Here is a 16,248-nt window from a genome sequence, read left to right as displayed (position 1 = left end):
TGGGTTGACCGGGAAGGTCTTGAAGATGAATGAGACGCGTGGACTGATGACTTCCTCGGACCGTTCGGCGGTTCTCGAGGCACAGCGCGCCGCCCAGCAGCAGTCGGTCGGCTACCGAGCTGTGCTCCGATTGCCTGCAGGTACCGACGCAGTGCAGCTGGCGGAGCAGGAGGTGCGCGCTTGGCTTTTGACCAAGACCCGTCCGCGCCGATCAGCAACGCTCGACACTGCTGGTTGGGAAGGGTCGGGTGACTTCGTACTCGGACCGCAGGCCGTTCTCTCAGTGACCGACCGCTCTGACGAGCGCGGACAAGTACGCCGGCAGTTGATCCGGCTCGTCGAGCGCAATAACGGCTCGTGGATCGTCTCCGTCTACGCGCTGACAAGCGGGACCGGCCGGAGCTCCACATCAGCGCTCGTGATCGAGACCGGTCGGGTGAGCGAGAAAGCCGAGGACTCGGTCCTGACGGTCGCCCCACCGCGGATCGTCGGGCAGATCCTCGACCGCGTCGAAGTGCGTGACGGCTCAGCTCGGCTGACCAACACGCCGCAGGTCGTCCTGCAGGATGAAGTCGGGGACCTCATCGACGTCCTGACCGACGAAGCCCGCTCGACATCGGTGATCGTCGCTTCATCGCTGGGGGCTGACACAGACAGTGCCTGGGCGAAGACCGTCGAGAGCCTCACGCAGTACAGCGTCGGCGTCGCGTCCGTCTACGTGATGACGCACGACGCCGTCGCCGAGTTCAATTCGCTGATGCCGGCATCCCATGCTGTGCAGCCTGGGCGCATCAGGACCTTCGCGCCTTCCGTCGACCTGGAAGCGGCCTTCGATTCGGTGCGACACAGGGTCTTGGGGCCCTCGACCTTCGCGCGGGCAATACGGCGAGGCAGGGCAGACGTTGCACTCCGAGCGACGCACGCGTCCGGCATACGGCGACGGCTCCTCGAACTCGAGCTGCCGAAGGACGTCCGGCGCACGATGCGCCTGTTGCTCGAAGAAGAAGCCCGACGAGCACGAGGCACCCTGATCGACGAAGTCGTCTCGGAGGAACTGGGCGCCCTCGGGGTCGTTCCGACGGCCGCTGAGGTTCGGCGCTCAGACGCCCGCGACGACAGCGACGGGGAACACGGCGAGGCAGCGCCCGCCCTCTCCGAACCCGTACCAGCGCGAACGGGCGCTCTGCGCATCCCGATGGACTGGGCACCGGACGAACGCCCTGCCGTTTCATCCACACTCCTGCGCCGTGCCGGTGCATTTGTCCTTCGCTGGCTCAAGGTCACGGACCCGCGTGAGGAGCACTTCGACGAGCTCGACAAGCTCATCGGGGCAGCGGCGCTCGAGAAGGACACGTACGAACGTCTTTTCGCTGAGGCTGGCGACCGCGAGTCTGATCTCAGCGACAGGATCAAAGACCTCAACTCCCGGATCGCAGACCTCGAGGTGGAGGCAGCGATCGAGGCAGATGAGGCCCGGAAGGCAGCGCGTGAACGGGACTGGCTTCGTCGGAGTCTCGATGCAGATCAACGTGCCCGCTTCGCACGCGTCGGCGACGAGTCGCTGTGGGAGGCTCCCGTTGACGTCCGCGAGCTGGTTGCAAGACTCACTGCGGGAACTGACGCTCATCCCGCTCGCGATCGAGTCGTCTTCACTGGCGACGAGGACATCGCGGCCGAGATCGATGACCGTGACGGAACGGGACGATACGCCGCTGCACTGTGGTCGTATGTACGCGTGCTGTACGACTACGTCGACGCGAAGAAGAACGGATATGCGGGCAACGTTCACATGTACCTGAACGACGACGCCCAGGCGGGCACCAAGTGTTCGCCGGATCGCCATGCAGCAACGGAGAGCACGACGGTGATCAACAACAAGAAGATGCACACCGAGCGCGTGCGGCCGGTCCCGTTGTCCGTGGACGCGTCCGGCGCGGTACCGATGCTGGCGCACTTCAAACCGACGCATCGCGATCGATTCGCGCCGCGGATGCACTACTTCGATGACTCGGATCACTCGGGCATGATCTACATCGGGTACATCGGGCGCCACCTCACGACGCCGAACGCGCATTGAGCGCTGAGGGCACGACGGGTCCGGGAGCACCCACCGGTGCGTGGAACGCACCAGTGTCCGCACATGACCGTGGCTCATGCCACGATGTGGCAGTCGGACGACCGCGCGCGGCACAACCGCGACGGCGTCCACGAACGAGAACTGGGGAGAACCGCTGATGAACAACGCGGACCACGTCGCTGCCGGACTGCGGACGCTCGGGATGGGACTGCGTCCGATCATCGCGTCGACCTTGGAGCCGCGTCTCCGTCCCGGAGTGTCCTGGACCGAGATCCTGGCACTGAAGGACCGCGAAAAGGGCGGCGGCGAGCGCCGCTACGACGAGGCCGACCTACAGGTGTTGCTTCGGATCGTCACTGAGACCCTGCCCCGTCTCGGCCGCCCCTTCGACGCGCTCCTCGACCGGAACGGGAGTCGCCTCGCCGGGGAGCTCCGCGAGATCCGGAACCGCTGGGCTCACAACGCCGAATTCGACGACGCGGACACCTACCGAGCACTCGACAGTGTGTACCGACTCCTCCATCTCCTCGGTGCCGCCAAACAGGCCGAGCAGGCTGCAGCGCTCCGGCGCGACTTCCAGGTGACGATGGTGGGGTCTGCCGAGGCTCGGCCGCAGGTCGTCGAAACGGTCCGACCGGTGGCGCCGATCGACGCTCGGACGGAGTCCCCCACTCGCTCGACGGATTCCACGGACATCACCCTCGTCGGGGCCAGCATCGTCAGCTACGCGATGGCCCACAACCGTGTTCGGGTGCTGCCCGGCGTCACGATCCTGCACCGGGGGCCGGCGGTCAGGAACGCCCGACTCACGGTCAGCATCGATTCAGCAGGGGCCGAGCTCGGCGAACCGCGCGAGCACTTCTTCGACCTCGAGCCCTCTGCCGACGCCGTGACCAAGACCGATCTCGGCCTCACGCTCGACCCGACGCAGATGATGGGCGTCGAGGACTCACGGCCGGGCCGCGTGCGAGCAGTGCTCCGTGACGGTGACCGCGTCCTCGCCGAAGCGACCGCTGACGTGCACGTCCTCGCCGCAGGTCAATGGCTCCTCGTCCCGAGCCAGGTCGAGCTCTCCCTCGAGATGCTCGCCGCGCACGTGCAACCGAACCACCCGGCACTCGCACCGGTCATGGACGACGCCTCGAACCGCCTCCGGTCCATGACCGGCGACGGCTCGTTCGTCGGTTACCAGCAGGACGAGGAACGTGTCGATCGCACGGTCGAGGCCGTGGTCGCTGCGATCCGCGCGCGCCACGTCCGCTACAGCGTGCCACCGGCGAGTTGGTCGGACGTCGGACAGAAGGTCCGGACGCCGGCAGAGGTCCTCGACGACCGCTTCGGCACCTGTCTCGACACCGCGACGACGCTCGCCGCTGGGCTGGAACGTGTCGGCGTGCGTTCGATGCTCGTCGTCGTACCGGGGCACGCCTTCCTCGCCTACTGGCGTATGGAGCAGCAGCTCCCGAACGTGGTGATGGACGACCACACGGTGTTGCGGAACCTGCTGGCCGAGGGACAGATCTCCGTCCTGGAGACCACAATGCTGACCGACGAGGACCAGGGCGCGTCCTTCGAGGACATCCGCCGGGCCTCCGTGGACAAGATCCGCGCGTACGGGCTGGACGAGCTGTTCGGGTACGTCGACCTGTACCTCGCCCGCTCCGTCGCTCGGATCCTGCCGCTCCCCGCGCGCGTCACCGGGCAGGACGGCCAGGTCACAGTCGTCGAGTACCAGGTCGAGCGGACGGACCCGGCCGCGTACGTACCGCCCGTCTTCGACGGCTCCGCAGCACGGGCGGAGGACGACACGCCTCCTCGGGTCCGGCAGTGGAAGAACAACCTGCTCGACCTCAGTCTGCGGAACCGGCTCATCAACTTCACGAAGACGGCGCAGTTCCCGCTGTTCGTCGCGTCCGACGGACTCGCGGAGTTCGAGGACGTCCTCAGCGCCGGAGAGCCGATCGAACTCCTGCCGTCCGACGCGCTGCCCGCGGTCGTCCGCGAACGCGGCGTGCAGTGGGCATCGCAGCTCCCCGACGCGGACCGGACCACCCTGTTCCGGACCAAGCGGCAGTTGTTCGCGGACGCCGCGACGGCGAACTACACGCGGAAGTTCCAAGCCCTCGCCTACAAGGCGAAGACCGTCGTCGAGGAGACCGGGTCGAACAACCTGTACATCGCGATCGGGTCGCTGGTGTGGAGCGTCAAGGGCAAGGAAGTCCGGTCACCGCTCATCCTCGTCCCGGTCGCCCTGAAAGCGCGCGCCAGAGGCGGGACCTACCGGATCACCCTCGACGACGCCGGGGCGTCGACACCGAACTACAGCCTGCTAGAGAAGCTCCATGCCGAGTACGGCCTTCGCATCCCCGAGCTCGCTGAACCGGCGCAGGACGCGTCCGGCATCGACGTCAACGCCGTCTTCGCTGCCACTCGTCGAGCGATCATGGGTGCCGGCGTGTCCGCGACGATCGAACCCACCGTCGACCTCGCGGTGCTGCAGTTCGCGAAGTTCCGCCTCTGGAAGGACCTCGACGAGAACTGGCGTGAGCTCTCCGAGAATCCGCTGGTGAAGCACCTCATCGATCAGCCGACCGAGCCGTTCGTCGGCGCTCCGGTCGACCTCGACGCCACTGCCTCGGACAGCGCGCTCGACGAGCTGCTCGGAGAGCTGCCGGTGTCCGCCGATTCGTCGCAGCTGCAGGCCGTCGCCGCAGCCAGCGAGGGCCACACGTTCGTCCTCGAAGGACCTCCCGGAACGGGCAAGTCCCAGACGATCACCAACCTCTTGGCGAAGGCGATCGCGGACGGTCGCCGCGTGCTGTTCGTCGCCGAGAAGCGCGCAGCCCTCGACGTCGTGCAGCGGCGACTCGCACAGGTCGGGCTCGGGCCCTTCACCCTGGATCTCCACGACAAGGGCAGCAAGCCCGTCGAGGTCCGGGCACGTCTACGAGAAGCCTTGGCACAGCGCCCGCTCGTCGACACCGAAGCCCTCCGCCGAGCATCTGACAACGCCGCGGTCTCGCGCGGACGGCTGGCCCGGTACGCCGTGCAGCTCCACGCCGAGAACGCCGCTGGCCGCTCGTTCTACTCAGCCCGGAACGCAGAGCTCGCAACCGGCGACACGACGTTCGAACTCGAGGTCCCGCTCCCCGTGGCCGGGACAGTGACGTCCGCACAGCTCCATGAGATCCGGACCGTCCTGCGCGAGCTCCCGGACCTCGCGCTCCGGGCTAAGCCTCGTCCGGACCACAGCTGGGCGTTCGTGGACCCGTCGGATGAGGCAGCAGACGCCGCCGACCTCGCGCGGCGGGTGACGCGCTTCGATGCGGCCATCGCGGGCCTCCCCTCCGACGACGTCGTCCTGGAGGCCGTGCTCACGGCGACGACGACAGCGGACGCCCGGCTCCTCGTCGCCGTCTTGGAGGCTCCACCTGTGGACGCCCCGGTGCTCGAAGAGGCGCGGACCGAGCGGTGGCGAAGCGCCGTGGACTCGCTCGGCGCTGAGACGGCCGGCTTCGCTGACCGCTTCACCGACGTCCTCTCCGTCCTGCGGCCCGACGTGCTCCGTATGGACCTCCCCCGGATCGCGCATGACGCAGCGACAGCTCAGGAATCGGGGATGTTCGGCCGGAAGAAGCGCGTCGCTGCCGTCGCTCAGGAGTTCGGATCCGTCCTGCAGGCGGACGTCGAACTCGATCACGCGCGCCTCGTACCGCTGGCCCGCCGTGCAGCTGAGATGCAGGAGCACGCCCGATCGCTGGGCAGTCGCGTGCGGTCCGTTCCGGGCATCGACGTCGACGCCGCCTGGAGTCCGCTCGAGCACCACGACCGTGTTTCCGTCGCTCGGCAGGTCGACGATCTCATGCAGCTCGTCCGTTCGACGGACACCGCGAGCGCCTCTGACGAGGATCGACGATTCCGCGCAGCACTGAAGCGCTGCGCTACGCGCATCGGGCCAGTCGACGGCACAGTTCTCGCAGCCGTCCACGAGTACGCCGGAGCCCTCAGCGATCTCCTCGACATGCCCCACGCGACTCCCGAGTCGTGGCGACACTGGCTGCAGGACATCCCGCTGCTCGAGCGCTGGTCCGCGACGGCAGCCGGTCGCGACGGCGCGCGGATGACCGGTGTCACGCCGCTCGCGTGGTTGCAGTGGCGGCATGCTCTCCAGGTGCTCCGAGTGGCAGGCATGACCGCCGCGTACGACGCACTGCTCATCGGGGCGGTGCCTGCCGAAGAGGCGATCGAGGCCTTCGAGCGCGGTCTCGCTGCGGCGATGCGCCGCGAGCGGGCGCAGTCCACGGGTCTCGAGTCCTTCGATGCCCCGGGGCACGTTCGACACATCGATCGCTACACGGCGGCGGCGCTCGAGGTGCGTGACCACCTGCCGCGGCAAATCCCACACCAGGTCGTCTCACGGCGGTCGTTCACGGCGACGAACGCAACCGGTCCCGCTGGCCGGCTGGTAGCCGAGATCGGCAAGCAGCGCAGCCGGATGAAGCTCCGCGAGATGATGTCGACCTACGGCGAGGTCATCACCGAACTGACGCCGTGTGTCCTGGTCAGCCCGGATTCGGTCGCGCGGTTCTTCGAGGCGAAGAGCGGGCTGTTCGACCTCGTGGTGTTCGACGAGGCGTCGCAGGTGCGCGTCGCCGACGCCATCGGCGCCATGGGCCGCGCTCGGGCGGTGGTCGTCGTCGGGGACTCGAAGCAGATGCCGCCGACGTCGTTCGCCGAAGCCGCCCTCGGCGACGACGAGGACGACGAAAGCCCGTTGGAGTCGGTCGCGGTGGACGAGGAGTCGATCCTCGCCGAGTGCGTGCAGGCACGCGTGGATCGGTACCAGCTGACCTGGCACTACCGCAGTCAGGACGAGTCGCTGATCGCCTTCAGCAACCGGCACTACTACGAGGACCAATTGACGTCCTTCCCTGCACCGGCGCTCGGCACCGCCGATGACGGTATCGACGGGCACGGCGTCTCACTTCGCCGTGTCGACGGCACGTTCATCCGTGCAGGGGCCGGGGTGACGACCAAGTCGCTCCGCACGAATCCGGTCGAAGCCGCAGCGATCGTCGCGGAGATTCACGCGAGATTCGCACACTCACTCGAGTCGTTCCCCTCACTCGGCGTCGTCACGTTCAATGCGCAGCAACGCGCGCTGATCGAGGAATTGCTTCGGTCGTCTGGAGACGAACGGATCAGCGAAGCGTTGGACACTGCTGTCGACGGGCTCTTCGTCAAAAACCTCGAGAACGTCCAGGGCGACGAGCGCGACACGATCCTGTTCTCGACGGCGTTCAGCAAGAACGACAAGGGCGTGCTACCGCTGAATTTCGGGCCGCTCACGAACCCCGGCGGCGAGCGGCGGCTCAACGTCGCCATCACACGTGCCCGGCGTCAGGTCATCCTGTTCTCGAGCTTCGATCCGCAGGACCTGCGCGCCGAGGAGACAAATTCGGTGGGCATCAAGCATCTGCGTTCCTACCTCGAACTGGCGCAGCGAGGGCCCGACGCCGTGCTCAGCGCGCCTTCGAGTAGCGGGCTCACCGATCTCCACAGGGAGGAGATCGCCAAGGCACTTCGAGCACGTGGGCTCGCTGTGACCACGGACGTCGGACTTTCCGACTTCAAGGTCGACATTGCCGTTGCCTCCGCCAACGCGCCGCACGCACCGACCGTGGCCGTTCTCCTCGACACAGCGGCTTGGGCTGATCGTGCCACCGTGGCTGACCGCGACGCCCTCCCGACCGAAGTCCTTCAGGGCCTCATGCACTGGCCGAGCGTGCAGCGTGTGTGGCTTCCTGAGTGGCTGTCGTCGCAGGAGGCGGTCCTCGATCGCATCGCAGCCGCAGTAGAACACACCGCCCGACAAGCCGGAGATGCCGTCGTCGACGAGAAGGCGCCCGCCGAGACAAACACCGGTAGTGAGGCCGCACTGGTCACCGGCGACACGCCGAGGCTTTCAACTTCTGGGGACGTCGACGAGAGACGGCCTTCATCCCAACAGGTGGACACCGCCGCAAGACCATCGATGCCGCAACTCGCTGACGCTGTGCCAACTTCACGAAAGCTTCTGCGGCAATCGGCTCACGCCGGCCTGGAGACGCCGAGCGGCGAGTCGCAAAGGCCCTCTGACGCTCTTGTTGGAAGCGCGAAGCCGTTCGTTCCGTGGGAGAGGCGCACTGCTGGTGTCGGCGTCGTTCTGCGGGACATCCGGCAGCCAGACAACGCAGCGCTGGTGCAGAGCGTCATCTACGAAATCGTGCAAGCTGAAGGACCGGTGTCGGCGCGCGCCCTCGTCACGGCGGTGTCTGAAGCGTTCGTTGCGCCAGAATTGGCGGAAGAAAAAGAGCAAGCAATCCTTGAACTCGTTCCGCATATGTTCCGATGGAGCGCGGACGAACGCTTCATCTGGCCGATGGGTCTGACGCCTGAACAGTGGAACGACTTCCGCGTCCCTTCCCCCGGTTCAGCAGAGCGTCTGGTGGAAAACATCAGTCTGCGGGAGATCATCAACGCGATGCGGTATGTCCTGCGGGACAACGGAAGTCTGGCGGAAGACATCTTGCGTCGCGAGACACACGCTCTGTTCGGGGGGAGACGGATGAGCAGCGCCGTGCTGGGTCGGATGACGGAAGCGACAGTCGCCGGCGTTGCGTCGAGTCGCTTGCGCCGCACTGAAATCGGGACCCTCACGCTCCCATGACACTCCGCGCGTCCCCGCCTGTACGGGTACGCGCGAGCGGTCACGACTTCCGAGCGGCGGCGAGCGCCGCCTCCAGGACGTCCTCCTCGATGATGGGGATGCCGTACTGCCGGGCCTTCCGTGCTTTGCCGGACAGGCTGTCGACGTCCGCTGCGATGAGCACCGCGGTCTTCTTCGTGACGTTCGGTGCCGACCGGATGCCGAGGCGGGCGAGGTCCGCCTCGATCTCGGATCGACCGCGACGCATCTCCCCGGTCAGCGTGACGATGCCGCCCTCGCCCAGGTCGATCGACGGCTCTGCAGCTGCCGCGGTCGACGTCGGCTGCTGCGCGGCGGAGAACGACCGTGCACCCATGCGGGCGGGCTGCCGGCTGTGCACCGCGTGCTCGAGCTCGTCGTCCGTCACCCCGAGCAACCGCGCGACGCGCTCGAGCTGGATGTGGTCCTGGATGGTGAGGACGCCGTCTGCCCAGACCGCTTCGACCAGGTCGCCGAAGTACCGCCGGTGCAGGTTCGCGCGGGCAGCCGCGTCCAGCCCGAACTCGGTCGCGTACGCGCTGAGTTGGTCGGCGTCACTCGCGGCGAGCAGGTCCTCGGACACCGCACGATCGAGCACGGCCGCGTAGAGCGTCGCCTCCGCGCTGCCGTCGACGGCGGGCAGACGGTCCGTCGCCACGTCGACACGGGTCCGGGTCGCCACGCCGGTCGAGCGGTTGCGCGCGATCCACGCCCGACCGCTGCGCGGGACTCCGGGCCACCGCTGCCCACCAGCCACGTCGCCCCAGGTCGTCCACCGCGGATCACGGCGGGACGATCCGATGTAGGCGCCGAGCAGCCGGGCGGTGGCATGTGCGTCCGCGAGTGCTTCGTGAGCGTCGACGAGTTCGATGTCGTAGGCGCTGCAGCAGTCGGCCAGCTTCCGGCCGGAGCCGGGGAGGAACTCCTGCGCGAGCCGCATGGTGCAGAGCGCGCTGCTTGCCTGCTTCAGTGGCGAGCGGTGTCCGAGCCGTTCGAACTCGGCGTGCAGGAACCGCGCCTCGAACGAGGCGTTGTGCGCGACGACGACGCGACCCTGCAGACGCTCTGCCAGGTCACCGGCGACGTCCGCGAAGGTCGGAGCACCCGCCATGTCGGCACCACGGAGGCGGTGGATGTGCACGGGACCGAGGTCGCGGTTCGGGTTGACGACGGTCTCGAAGGTCTGCTCGACCTCGCCGTCCGGCGTGACGTGGACGATCCCGATCTCGATGATGCGGTGCCCGTACGACGGAGCGAGTCCGGTCGTCTCCAGGTCGATCACCGCGTAGCCGTTGTGCATCGTGCACTCCTCCCCAGCACCACGGTCCCGCGCGGCGCTGCACCATCATCACCGCGATGGTGACCCGCGGCGACCACCTGTTCGAGGGGCGTCCGCCCGAGCCCTCGGCCGAGCAGATCCAGCGGACGTTGCACGAGCGAACACGATCAACCGCGTGCTGAGCGGCTCACTCCTCGTCGACCGCGTTCGGGTCGACCAGACAGCCGCTCTCCAGCAGGACGTCCTCGGCGTGCTGCCCGATCGTCGCCCGCCCGTGCCAGTCGTCCGGCACGAGCCCGCACTCCGTCTGCTGCGGGACGAGGGCTACGAGCTGTACCGACGAAGCCCCAGAGCGGTACCCCGAACCCGAGCGCTGCAGCGATCACGTAGGCGAGCATCATGCCCCCGTCCGACCACCGGCCCGACCACGGTCCTGCGGTCGACAGGATCGACGCCAGCGCCAACCACCAGCCGACGAACAGCGCGACGATGCCGCCCGCGATCCAGCCGCCGCCGTGCGCGCGGTGCCCGTGGTGCGGCGCACCGCCGCCCGCGGTCTCGTTGTCCTCCGCCATGCTTCCCCCTCGACTCAGTTCCACGTCCTGATCGCCACGACCAGCAGCAGCGGCACGAACCCGAGCCCGGTCCACTCCACGAGCGCGCCGCGAGCAGTTCCTACACGGTGCACGCTGCCGCCACCGCGATGCCGTCGACGATCCCTCCTCCGTTCCCCGCACCCACCGTACTGACCGGACGGCCGGGAGGCACCGCACCAGCCCGCCACGCGCCTCCCGTCCGCACCCACCGGACTGGAGGCGCGGCACCGGCGCCGCACCGCGCCTCCCGTCCGTTCCATCCCGTCCCGGCCCACGCGGTGGTCCGGGTCAACCCTCACCGTCAGCACGCTCCTCGCGCGCCCATCGGTCGAGGAGCGGTTCCGCGCACTTGAACAGGAGGGCACCGATGCTGGCGGCCAGCAACGCAGACCATCCACTGGCCAGGATCGGCAGGAGCAGCAACCACAGGAAGGCGAGCGACGTGGCCTCCGCTGCGAGGGCCCCTGCCCAGCGGTAGCTGCCGAACGGCCTCCTCGAGACCCGTTCGAGCGGGCCTCCGAACCAGATCGTCAGCACCACTGTGACCATCAACCATCCCGCGACCAGAACCGGTGACACTCCCGCTCGGAGTCCGCCGAGGTCGGGGATGAGCGCCACCGAAGCCACACCGATCACCAACGGCGCGGTGACGACGAAGACCGAGGCCCCGAGGAACGCGATGAGGACCAGTTTCCCGCCGGAGCCGAGCGGCGGAAGGGATGGTTCCTGGTCCATCGTTCGCGTTCCTTTCCCCGCGGGCACGTCTCGTAGGCATGATACTCCACATGATAGATGGTGCGTGCTGGTCCTCAGCCCTGCGGACCCTCGTCGGGTACGCTCAGCGAGTCCCGTCTCCGCTACCCGATCGGCACGAACCGCGCCCCCTCGTACCCGCCACGAGAGACATGTGCCGTGAAGTCCGCGAGGGACCGCACCCAGTGCCCCCGCTCCCCGTACAGCGCCTGGTACACGACCACCGGCTCCTCGGTCTCGACGTCCTTCGCCACGAGCACGACCTCGTACTCCCGCCCTTGAAGTGGCGGTACCGCCCGGGCATCACGTCGCTGCTCATGCCCCTGATGCTAGGGCGACTCGACAGGGCCGTCCCCGCCCCATCACCGCCTCACCCGAACCGGCCTAGGCTCGAACGGATGCCCGTACTCCGCACGACCCGCACCTCGACCACCGCCCCCGACGAGATCGCGGGCCGCGACGCCGCTGCGGGTCCCGAAGTGATGGTCCGTCCCGGCGCCACCGCCGGTCCCGGCACCACTGCCGGCGCGGACGACACCACGCGCGACGGCTTCATCCGCGTCCGCGGCGCCCGCGAAAACAACCTCCGCGACGTCGACGTCGACATCCCCCGCGACCGCATCGTCGCCTTCACGGGCATCTCCGGCTCCGGCAAGTCGAGCCTCGCCTTCGGCACCGTCTTCGCCGAGGCCCAGCGCCGCTTCCTCGAGTCCGTCGCCCCCTACGCTCGCCGCCTCATCGCGCAGGGCTCGACCCCGCACGTCGACTCGATCACCGGCCTCCCCCCGGCCGTCGCCCTGCAGCAGCGCCGCGGCGCCCCGAGCTCACGATCGACCGTCGGCACGCTCACGACGCTGAGCAACTCGACGCGCATGCTCTACTCCCGCGCCGGCACCTACCCCGAGGGCGCCGAGCAGCTGTACTCGGACTCGTTCTCGCCGAACACGGTCGCCGGCGCCTGCCCGCGCTGCCACGGCCTCGGCGTCGCCCACGAGGTGACCGAGGCCTCCGCCGTCCGCGACCCGTCGCTGAGCATCCGCGACGGCGCGATCGCGGCATGGCCCGGCGCGTGGCAGGGCAAGAACCTCCGCGACGTGACGGCCGGCCTCGGCTACGACATCGAACGGCCGTGGCGCGAGCTCCCGCAGGAGGACCGCGACTGGCTCCTCTTCACCGAGGAGCAGCCCGTCGTCGAGGTGCACCCGAAGCGTGACCGCGTCGCGAAGCCGTACAAGGGCCGGTTCTGGAGCGCCCGCCAGTTCGTGCTGCACACCCTCGCCGATTCGCAGAGCGAGACGCAGCGGAACAAGGTCCTGCAGTTCGTCGAGTCCGGCCCGTGTTCGCTCTGCGGCGGCACGGGTCTCACGCGCGCCGCACTCGCGGTGACGTTCGGCGGCCGGACGATCGCCGAGCTGAACGCGCTGCCGCTGTCCGGCGTCGCCGAGGTCCTCCGTCCGGTTGCCGAGCTCACCGACGCCACGGCGGCCACGTCCCGCACGTCGTCCGGTGAACGGACCGAGGTCGCGGTCACCATCGCGCGCGACCTCCTCGGCCGGGTCGAGGTCCTCACCGGCCTCGGTCTCGGCTACCTCAGCCTCGACCGTGCGACCCCGACGCTCTCCCCCGGTGAGATGCAGCGCCTCCGCATCGCCACGCAGCTGCGGAGCGGCCTGTTCGGAGTCGTGTACGTCCTCGACGAGCCGAGCGCGGGCCTCCACCCGGCCGACGCCGAGCCGCTCGTCCAGGTCCTCGAGGACCTCCGCGCCAGCGGCAACAGCGTCTTCGTCGTCGAGCACGACATGCGCATCGTCCGCCGAGCCGACTGGATCGTCGACGTCGGCCCCGGTGCCGGCTCCGCCGGCGGCACGGTCCTCTACAGCGGCCCGGTCGACGGCCTGGCCGACGTCGAGGCGTCCGTCACCCGCCGCTTCCTGCAACCGCGCGCCTCCGGCCTGGAGGCCCGCCCTCCTCGACAACGGTTCGGCACCCTGGAACTGCGGGGCGTGACGCAGCACAACCTCCGGGACCTCGACGTCGACGTGCCGCTCGGCGTCCTCACCGCCGTCACCGGAGTGTCTGGGTCGGGCAAGTCGTCGCTGGTGGGTGGCGTCCTCGCGAACCGTGCCTCCGAGCACCCGCAGGTCAGCCGCGTGGTCGAGGTCGACCAGAAGCCGATCGGCCGCACGCCCCGCTCGAACCTCGCCACTTACACGGGCTTGTTCGACGCGGTCCGTGCCGCGTTCGCCGCGACCGACGACGCGAAGGCCCGCGGGTGGACGGCCGGCCGGTTCTCGTTCAACGTCGTCGGCGGCCGGTGCGAGGTGTGCCAGGGAGAGGGCTCGGTGTCGGTCGAGCTGCTGTTCCTGCCGGGCAGTTGGGCGCCGTGCCCGGAGTGCCACGGCTCCCGCTACAACGACGAGACGCTCGAGGTCCGCCTCGACGGCGCGACGATCGCCGACGTCCTCGGCATGACCGTGGACGAGGCCACATCGTTCCTCGCCGACCTCCCCGCCGCCGCACGTGCCTTGGACGCCCTGCAGCAGGTCGGCCTCGGCTACCTCCGACTCGGACAGCCCGCACCGGAGTTGTCCGGCGGCGAGGCGCAGCGCGTCAAGCTCGCGACCGAGCTGCAGCGCGCCCGTTCCGGCCACACGCTGTACCTGCTCGACGAGCCGACCACGGGCCTCCACCCGGCCGACGTCGAGCGCCTCACCGAGCAGCTGTCCCGCTTGACCGACGCGGGCAACACGGTCGTCGTGGTCGAGCACGCGATGTCCGTCGTCGCTGCCGCCGACCACGTGATCGACATGGGGCCGTCCGGCGGCGACGAGGGCGGTCAGGTCGTCGCATCGGGTACGCCCACCGAGGTCGCGGCTTCCCCGTCGAGCCGCACCGCGCCGTACCTCCGCGCCGAACTCGAGGGCTGACCGCCGGAGTACTCCACAGATCGCACCGATGCGCCGCGAGGGGCACCACTCCCTCGGTAGCGTCGCGGCATGCAGCACTGGGACGCTGACGAGGAGCGAAGCCGCCACATGACCCGGTTCGGACGCCGTGACACCGCGCCGGAACTCGCCCTGCGCCGCACCCTCCACGCCCGCGGCCGTCGGTTCTTCGTCGACCGCCGGATCAGCGTCCGGACACGAGCGCGTGCTGACCTCGTGTTCCCCCGTGCCCGCGTCGCGGTGTTCGTGGACGGCTGCTTCTGGCACTGGTGCGAGGAGCACGCACACGTGCCGAAGGCGAACGCCGAGTTGTGGCGCACGAAGCTGCTCGCGAACCGGCAGCGTGACGCCTGGCACAACGCCGTCCTCCGCAGCGAGGGCTGGAGGGTCATCCGCGTCTGGGAACACGACGACGTCCAGACGGCCGCGGACACGATCGAGGCCACGCTCGACCGCTGGCACCGGATCACAGGCGGTGGTCGGCAGCGGCCACCACACCCCTGCCCGGTTGTCAGCCCGCAGCGGCGAACGCCTTCCGGGCCCCGGTCGCGTCCTCCGCCGACGGCCGCCCGTACGTCTCCCGGTAGCCCCGTGAGAGATGCGACGCTCCGGCATGCACGGTGCGACGCTCGACGTCGACGGCGGCATCGCGGCGATCCGCCTCCGCTGACGCACGACGAACGGACGGGAGGCCCGGCACCAGCTGGTACCGGGCCTCCGTGCGTCATGCGGTCACCGCAGCTGCGTCACCAGGTGAGGACGAAGCGACCCCGCGTCCCGCCAGCCTCGAGGCGTTCGTGCGCCTCCGGCGCCCGCTCTGCCGGCAGGACCTCGGCCACCCGGGGCACGATCGTGCCGCTCTCAACGCCGTGGCGCAGCCGCTCGAGCTTGTCGAAGGACCGGTACTCACTGAACACGGACACCCGCTCGAACCGGATGCCGGGTGCACCGTTGCCCTCCCAACCGCGGACGTCGACGAACACACCACCCTCGCGGATGGCCGGGACGACGGTGTCGCGCTGCAGGGCGCAGTCGAACAGGGCGTCGACCCCCTCGGGCACGACGGCTCGGACGGAGGCAGCGAAGTCGTCCCCGCGCGGCACGATGTGGTCCGGCCCGAGCGAACGGACGAGCGCCTGGTCCTTCTCGGAGCTGTCCGCGATCACGGTGATGCCGGCGGCCTTCGCGAGCTGCACGACGTAGTTGCCGAGGAGTCCGGCGGCGCCGGTCACGGCGAGTGTCTGGCCCCGCTCGAGCCCGGCGAGCTCGAGCATCTGGATGGCGGTGAGCCCGTTCATCGGCACGGTGGATGCTTCCTCGATCGTGGTCCCGCGCGGGATCCGCGTGAACGACCCGACCGGGGCGACGAGGTACTCGACGTACGCACCGCCGTGTCCGGTGAGCGGGAGGGCGATCGCCATCACCTCGTCACCGACGGACCACCCCTCGACGTCCGGTCCCACCTCGTCGATGACGCCCGCGGCATCCATCCCGGGCACGTACGGAGCCGTGGCCTTCGAACTGTCGCGCTCCCCCGCCCGCACCCCCGTGTCCGTGGGGTTGACCGCGTACGCCCGGACGGCGATGCGGACGGAACCGGCACCGGCGTGCACCTCGGCTACTTCATGGACGGCGAGGGCTCGAGGCCCTCCGAACGTTTCGACTCCGACGACCTTCATGTCTCCGGTCTACCCGGACCACGACACCGCTTGTTCAGCCGGCGTGGGGACGCGAAAGAGCCCCTGACCGGGGTGAGCATTGCTGCTCACCCCGATCAGGGGCTCGATCGTTCTGTGAAAAGAAGTCCGGCGGCGTCCTACTCTCCCACAAGGTCCCCCTTGCAGTACCATCGGCGCTGAGAGGCTTAGCTT

At 69.0% G+C, this 16,248-nt stretch carries 7 protein-coding genes and 1 pseudogene; 4 read left to right on the top strand and 4 right to left on the bottom strand.

Annotated elements, in window-relative coordinates:
- The first annotated feature begins 4 nt into the window (after nt 1-4).
- Complete coding sequence (locus DEI84_RS14020) at nt 5-2,077, top strand: hypothetical protein (RefSeq protein WP_181420472.1); 2,073 nt, start codon at nt 5-7, stop codon at nt 2,075-2,077.
- 76 nt (nt 2,078-2,153) lie between these two features.
- Nucleotides 2,154-8,786 (top strand): DUF4011 domain-containing protein, encoded by a 6,633-nt coding sequence (locus tag DEI84_RS14015; protein WP_110891300.1) that lies wholly within the window; start codon nt 2,154-2,156, stop codon nt 8,784-8,786.
- Nucleotides 8,787-8,826: 40 nt separating this feature from the next.
- Here DEI84_RS14015 and DEI84_RS14010 read toward each other — a convergent pair whose 3' ends face one another.
- From DEI84_RS14010 to DEI84_RS14000, 3 genes are all read right to left on the bottom strand, one after another.
- Nucleotides 8,827-10,104 carry an exonuclease domain-containing protein gene (locus DEI84_RS14010; RefSeq protein ID WP_110891299.1) on the bottom strand — a complete coding sequence of 426 codons (1,278 nt, stop codon included), beginning with the start codon at nt 10,102-10,104 and terminating at the stop codon, nt 8,827-8,829.
- Between the two features lie 863 nt (nt 10,105-10,967).
- Nucleotides 10,968-11,414: a hypothetical protein gene (locus DEI84_RS14005; protein WP_110891298.1), complete on the bottom strand. Its 447-nt coding sequence runs from the start codon at nt 11,412-11,414 to the stop codon at nt 10,968-10,970.
- Nucleotides 11,415-11,536: 122 nt separating this feature from the next.
- Nucleotides 11,537-11,686: a DUF1653 domain-containing protein gene (locus DEI84_RS14000; RefSeq protein ID WP_258371794.1), complete on the bottom strand. Its 150-nt coding sequence runs from the start codon at nt 11,684-11,686 to the stop codon at nt 11,537-11,539.
- Nucleotides 11,687-11,914: 228 nt separating this feature from the next.
- Between DEI84_RS14000 and DEI84_RS13995 the strand changes: the two genes are divergently transcribed.
- Entirely contained in the window at nt 11,915-14,359 is a 2,445-nt protein-coding gene (locus DEI84_RS13995) for an excinuclease ABC subunit UvrA (RefSeq protein WP_110891325.1), read from the top strand.
- A 69-nt stretch (nt 14,360-14,428) separates the two neighbouring features.
- Nucleotides 14,429-14,776: pseudogene (gene vsr, locus DEI84_RS13990) on the top strand (DNA mismatch endonuclease Vsr); the annotation flags it as partial.
- Nucleotides 14,777-15,123: 347 nt separating this feature from the next.
- Here the strand turns inward: vsr and DEI84_RS13980 are convergent.
- The gene (locus DEI84_RS13980; protein ID WP_110891296.1) at nt 15,124-16,056 is read right to left on the bottom strand and encodes an NADP-dependent oxidoreductase; all 933 of its coding nucleotides are present in this window, start codon (nt 16,054-16,056) and stop codon (nt 15,124-15,126) included.
- Nucleotides 16,057-16,248 lie beyond the last annotated feature (192 nt).

Source organism: Curtobacterium sp. MCBD17_023 (assembly GCF_003224415.1).
Taxonomy (GTDB): domain Bacteria; phylum Actinomycetota; class Actinomycetes; order Actinomycetales; family Microbacteriaceae; genus Curtobacterium.
The sequence above is the reverse complement of the archived record's forward strand: the minus strand, read 5'-3'. Positions and strand labels throughout refer to the sequence as shown.

Coding starts and splice junctions, on each gene's coding strand:
- DEI84_RS14015 (WP_110891300.1), top strand. CDS start 2,154: ATGCCACGATGTGGCAGTCGGACGACCGCGCGCGGCACAACCGCGACG.
- DEI84_RS14010 (WP_110891299.1), bottom strand. CDS start 10,104: ATGCACAACGGCTACGCGGTGATCGACCTGGAGACGACCGGACTCGCT.
- DEI84_RS14005 (WP_110891298.1), bottom strand. CDS start 11,414: ATGGACCAGGAACCATCCCTTCCGCCGCTCGGCTCCGGCGGGAAACTG.
- DEI84_RS13995 (WP_110891325.1), top strand. CDS start 11,915: ATGGTCCGTCCCGGCGCCACCGCCGGTCCCGGCACCACTGCCGGCGCG.
- DEI84_RS13980 (WP_110891296.1), bottom strand. CDS start 16,056: ATGAAGGTCGTCGGAGTCGAAACGTTCGGAGGGCCTCGAGCCCTCGCC.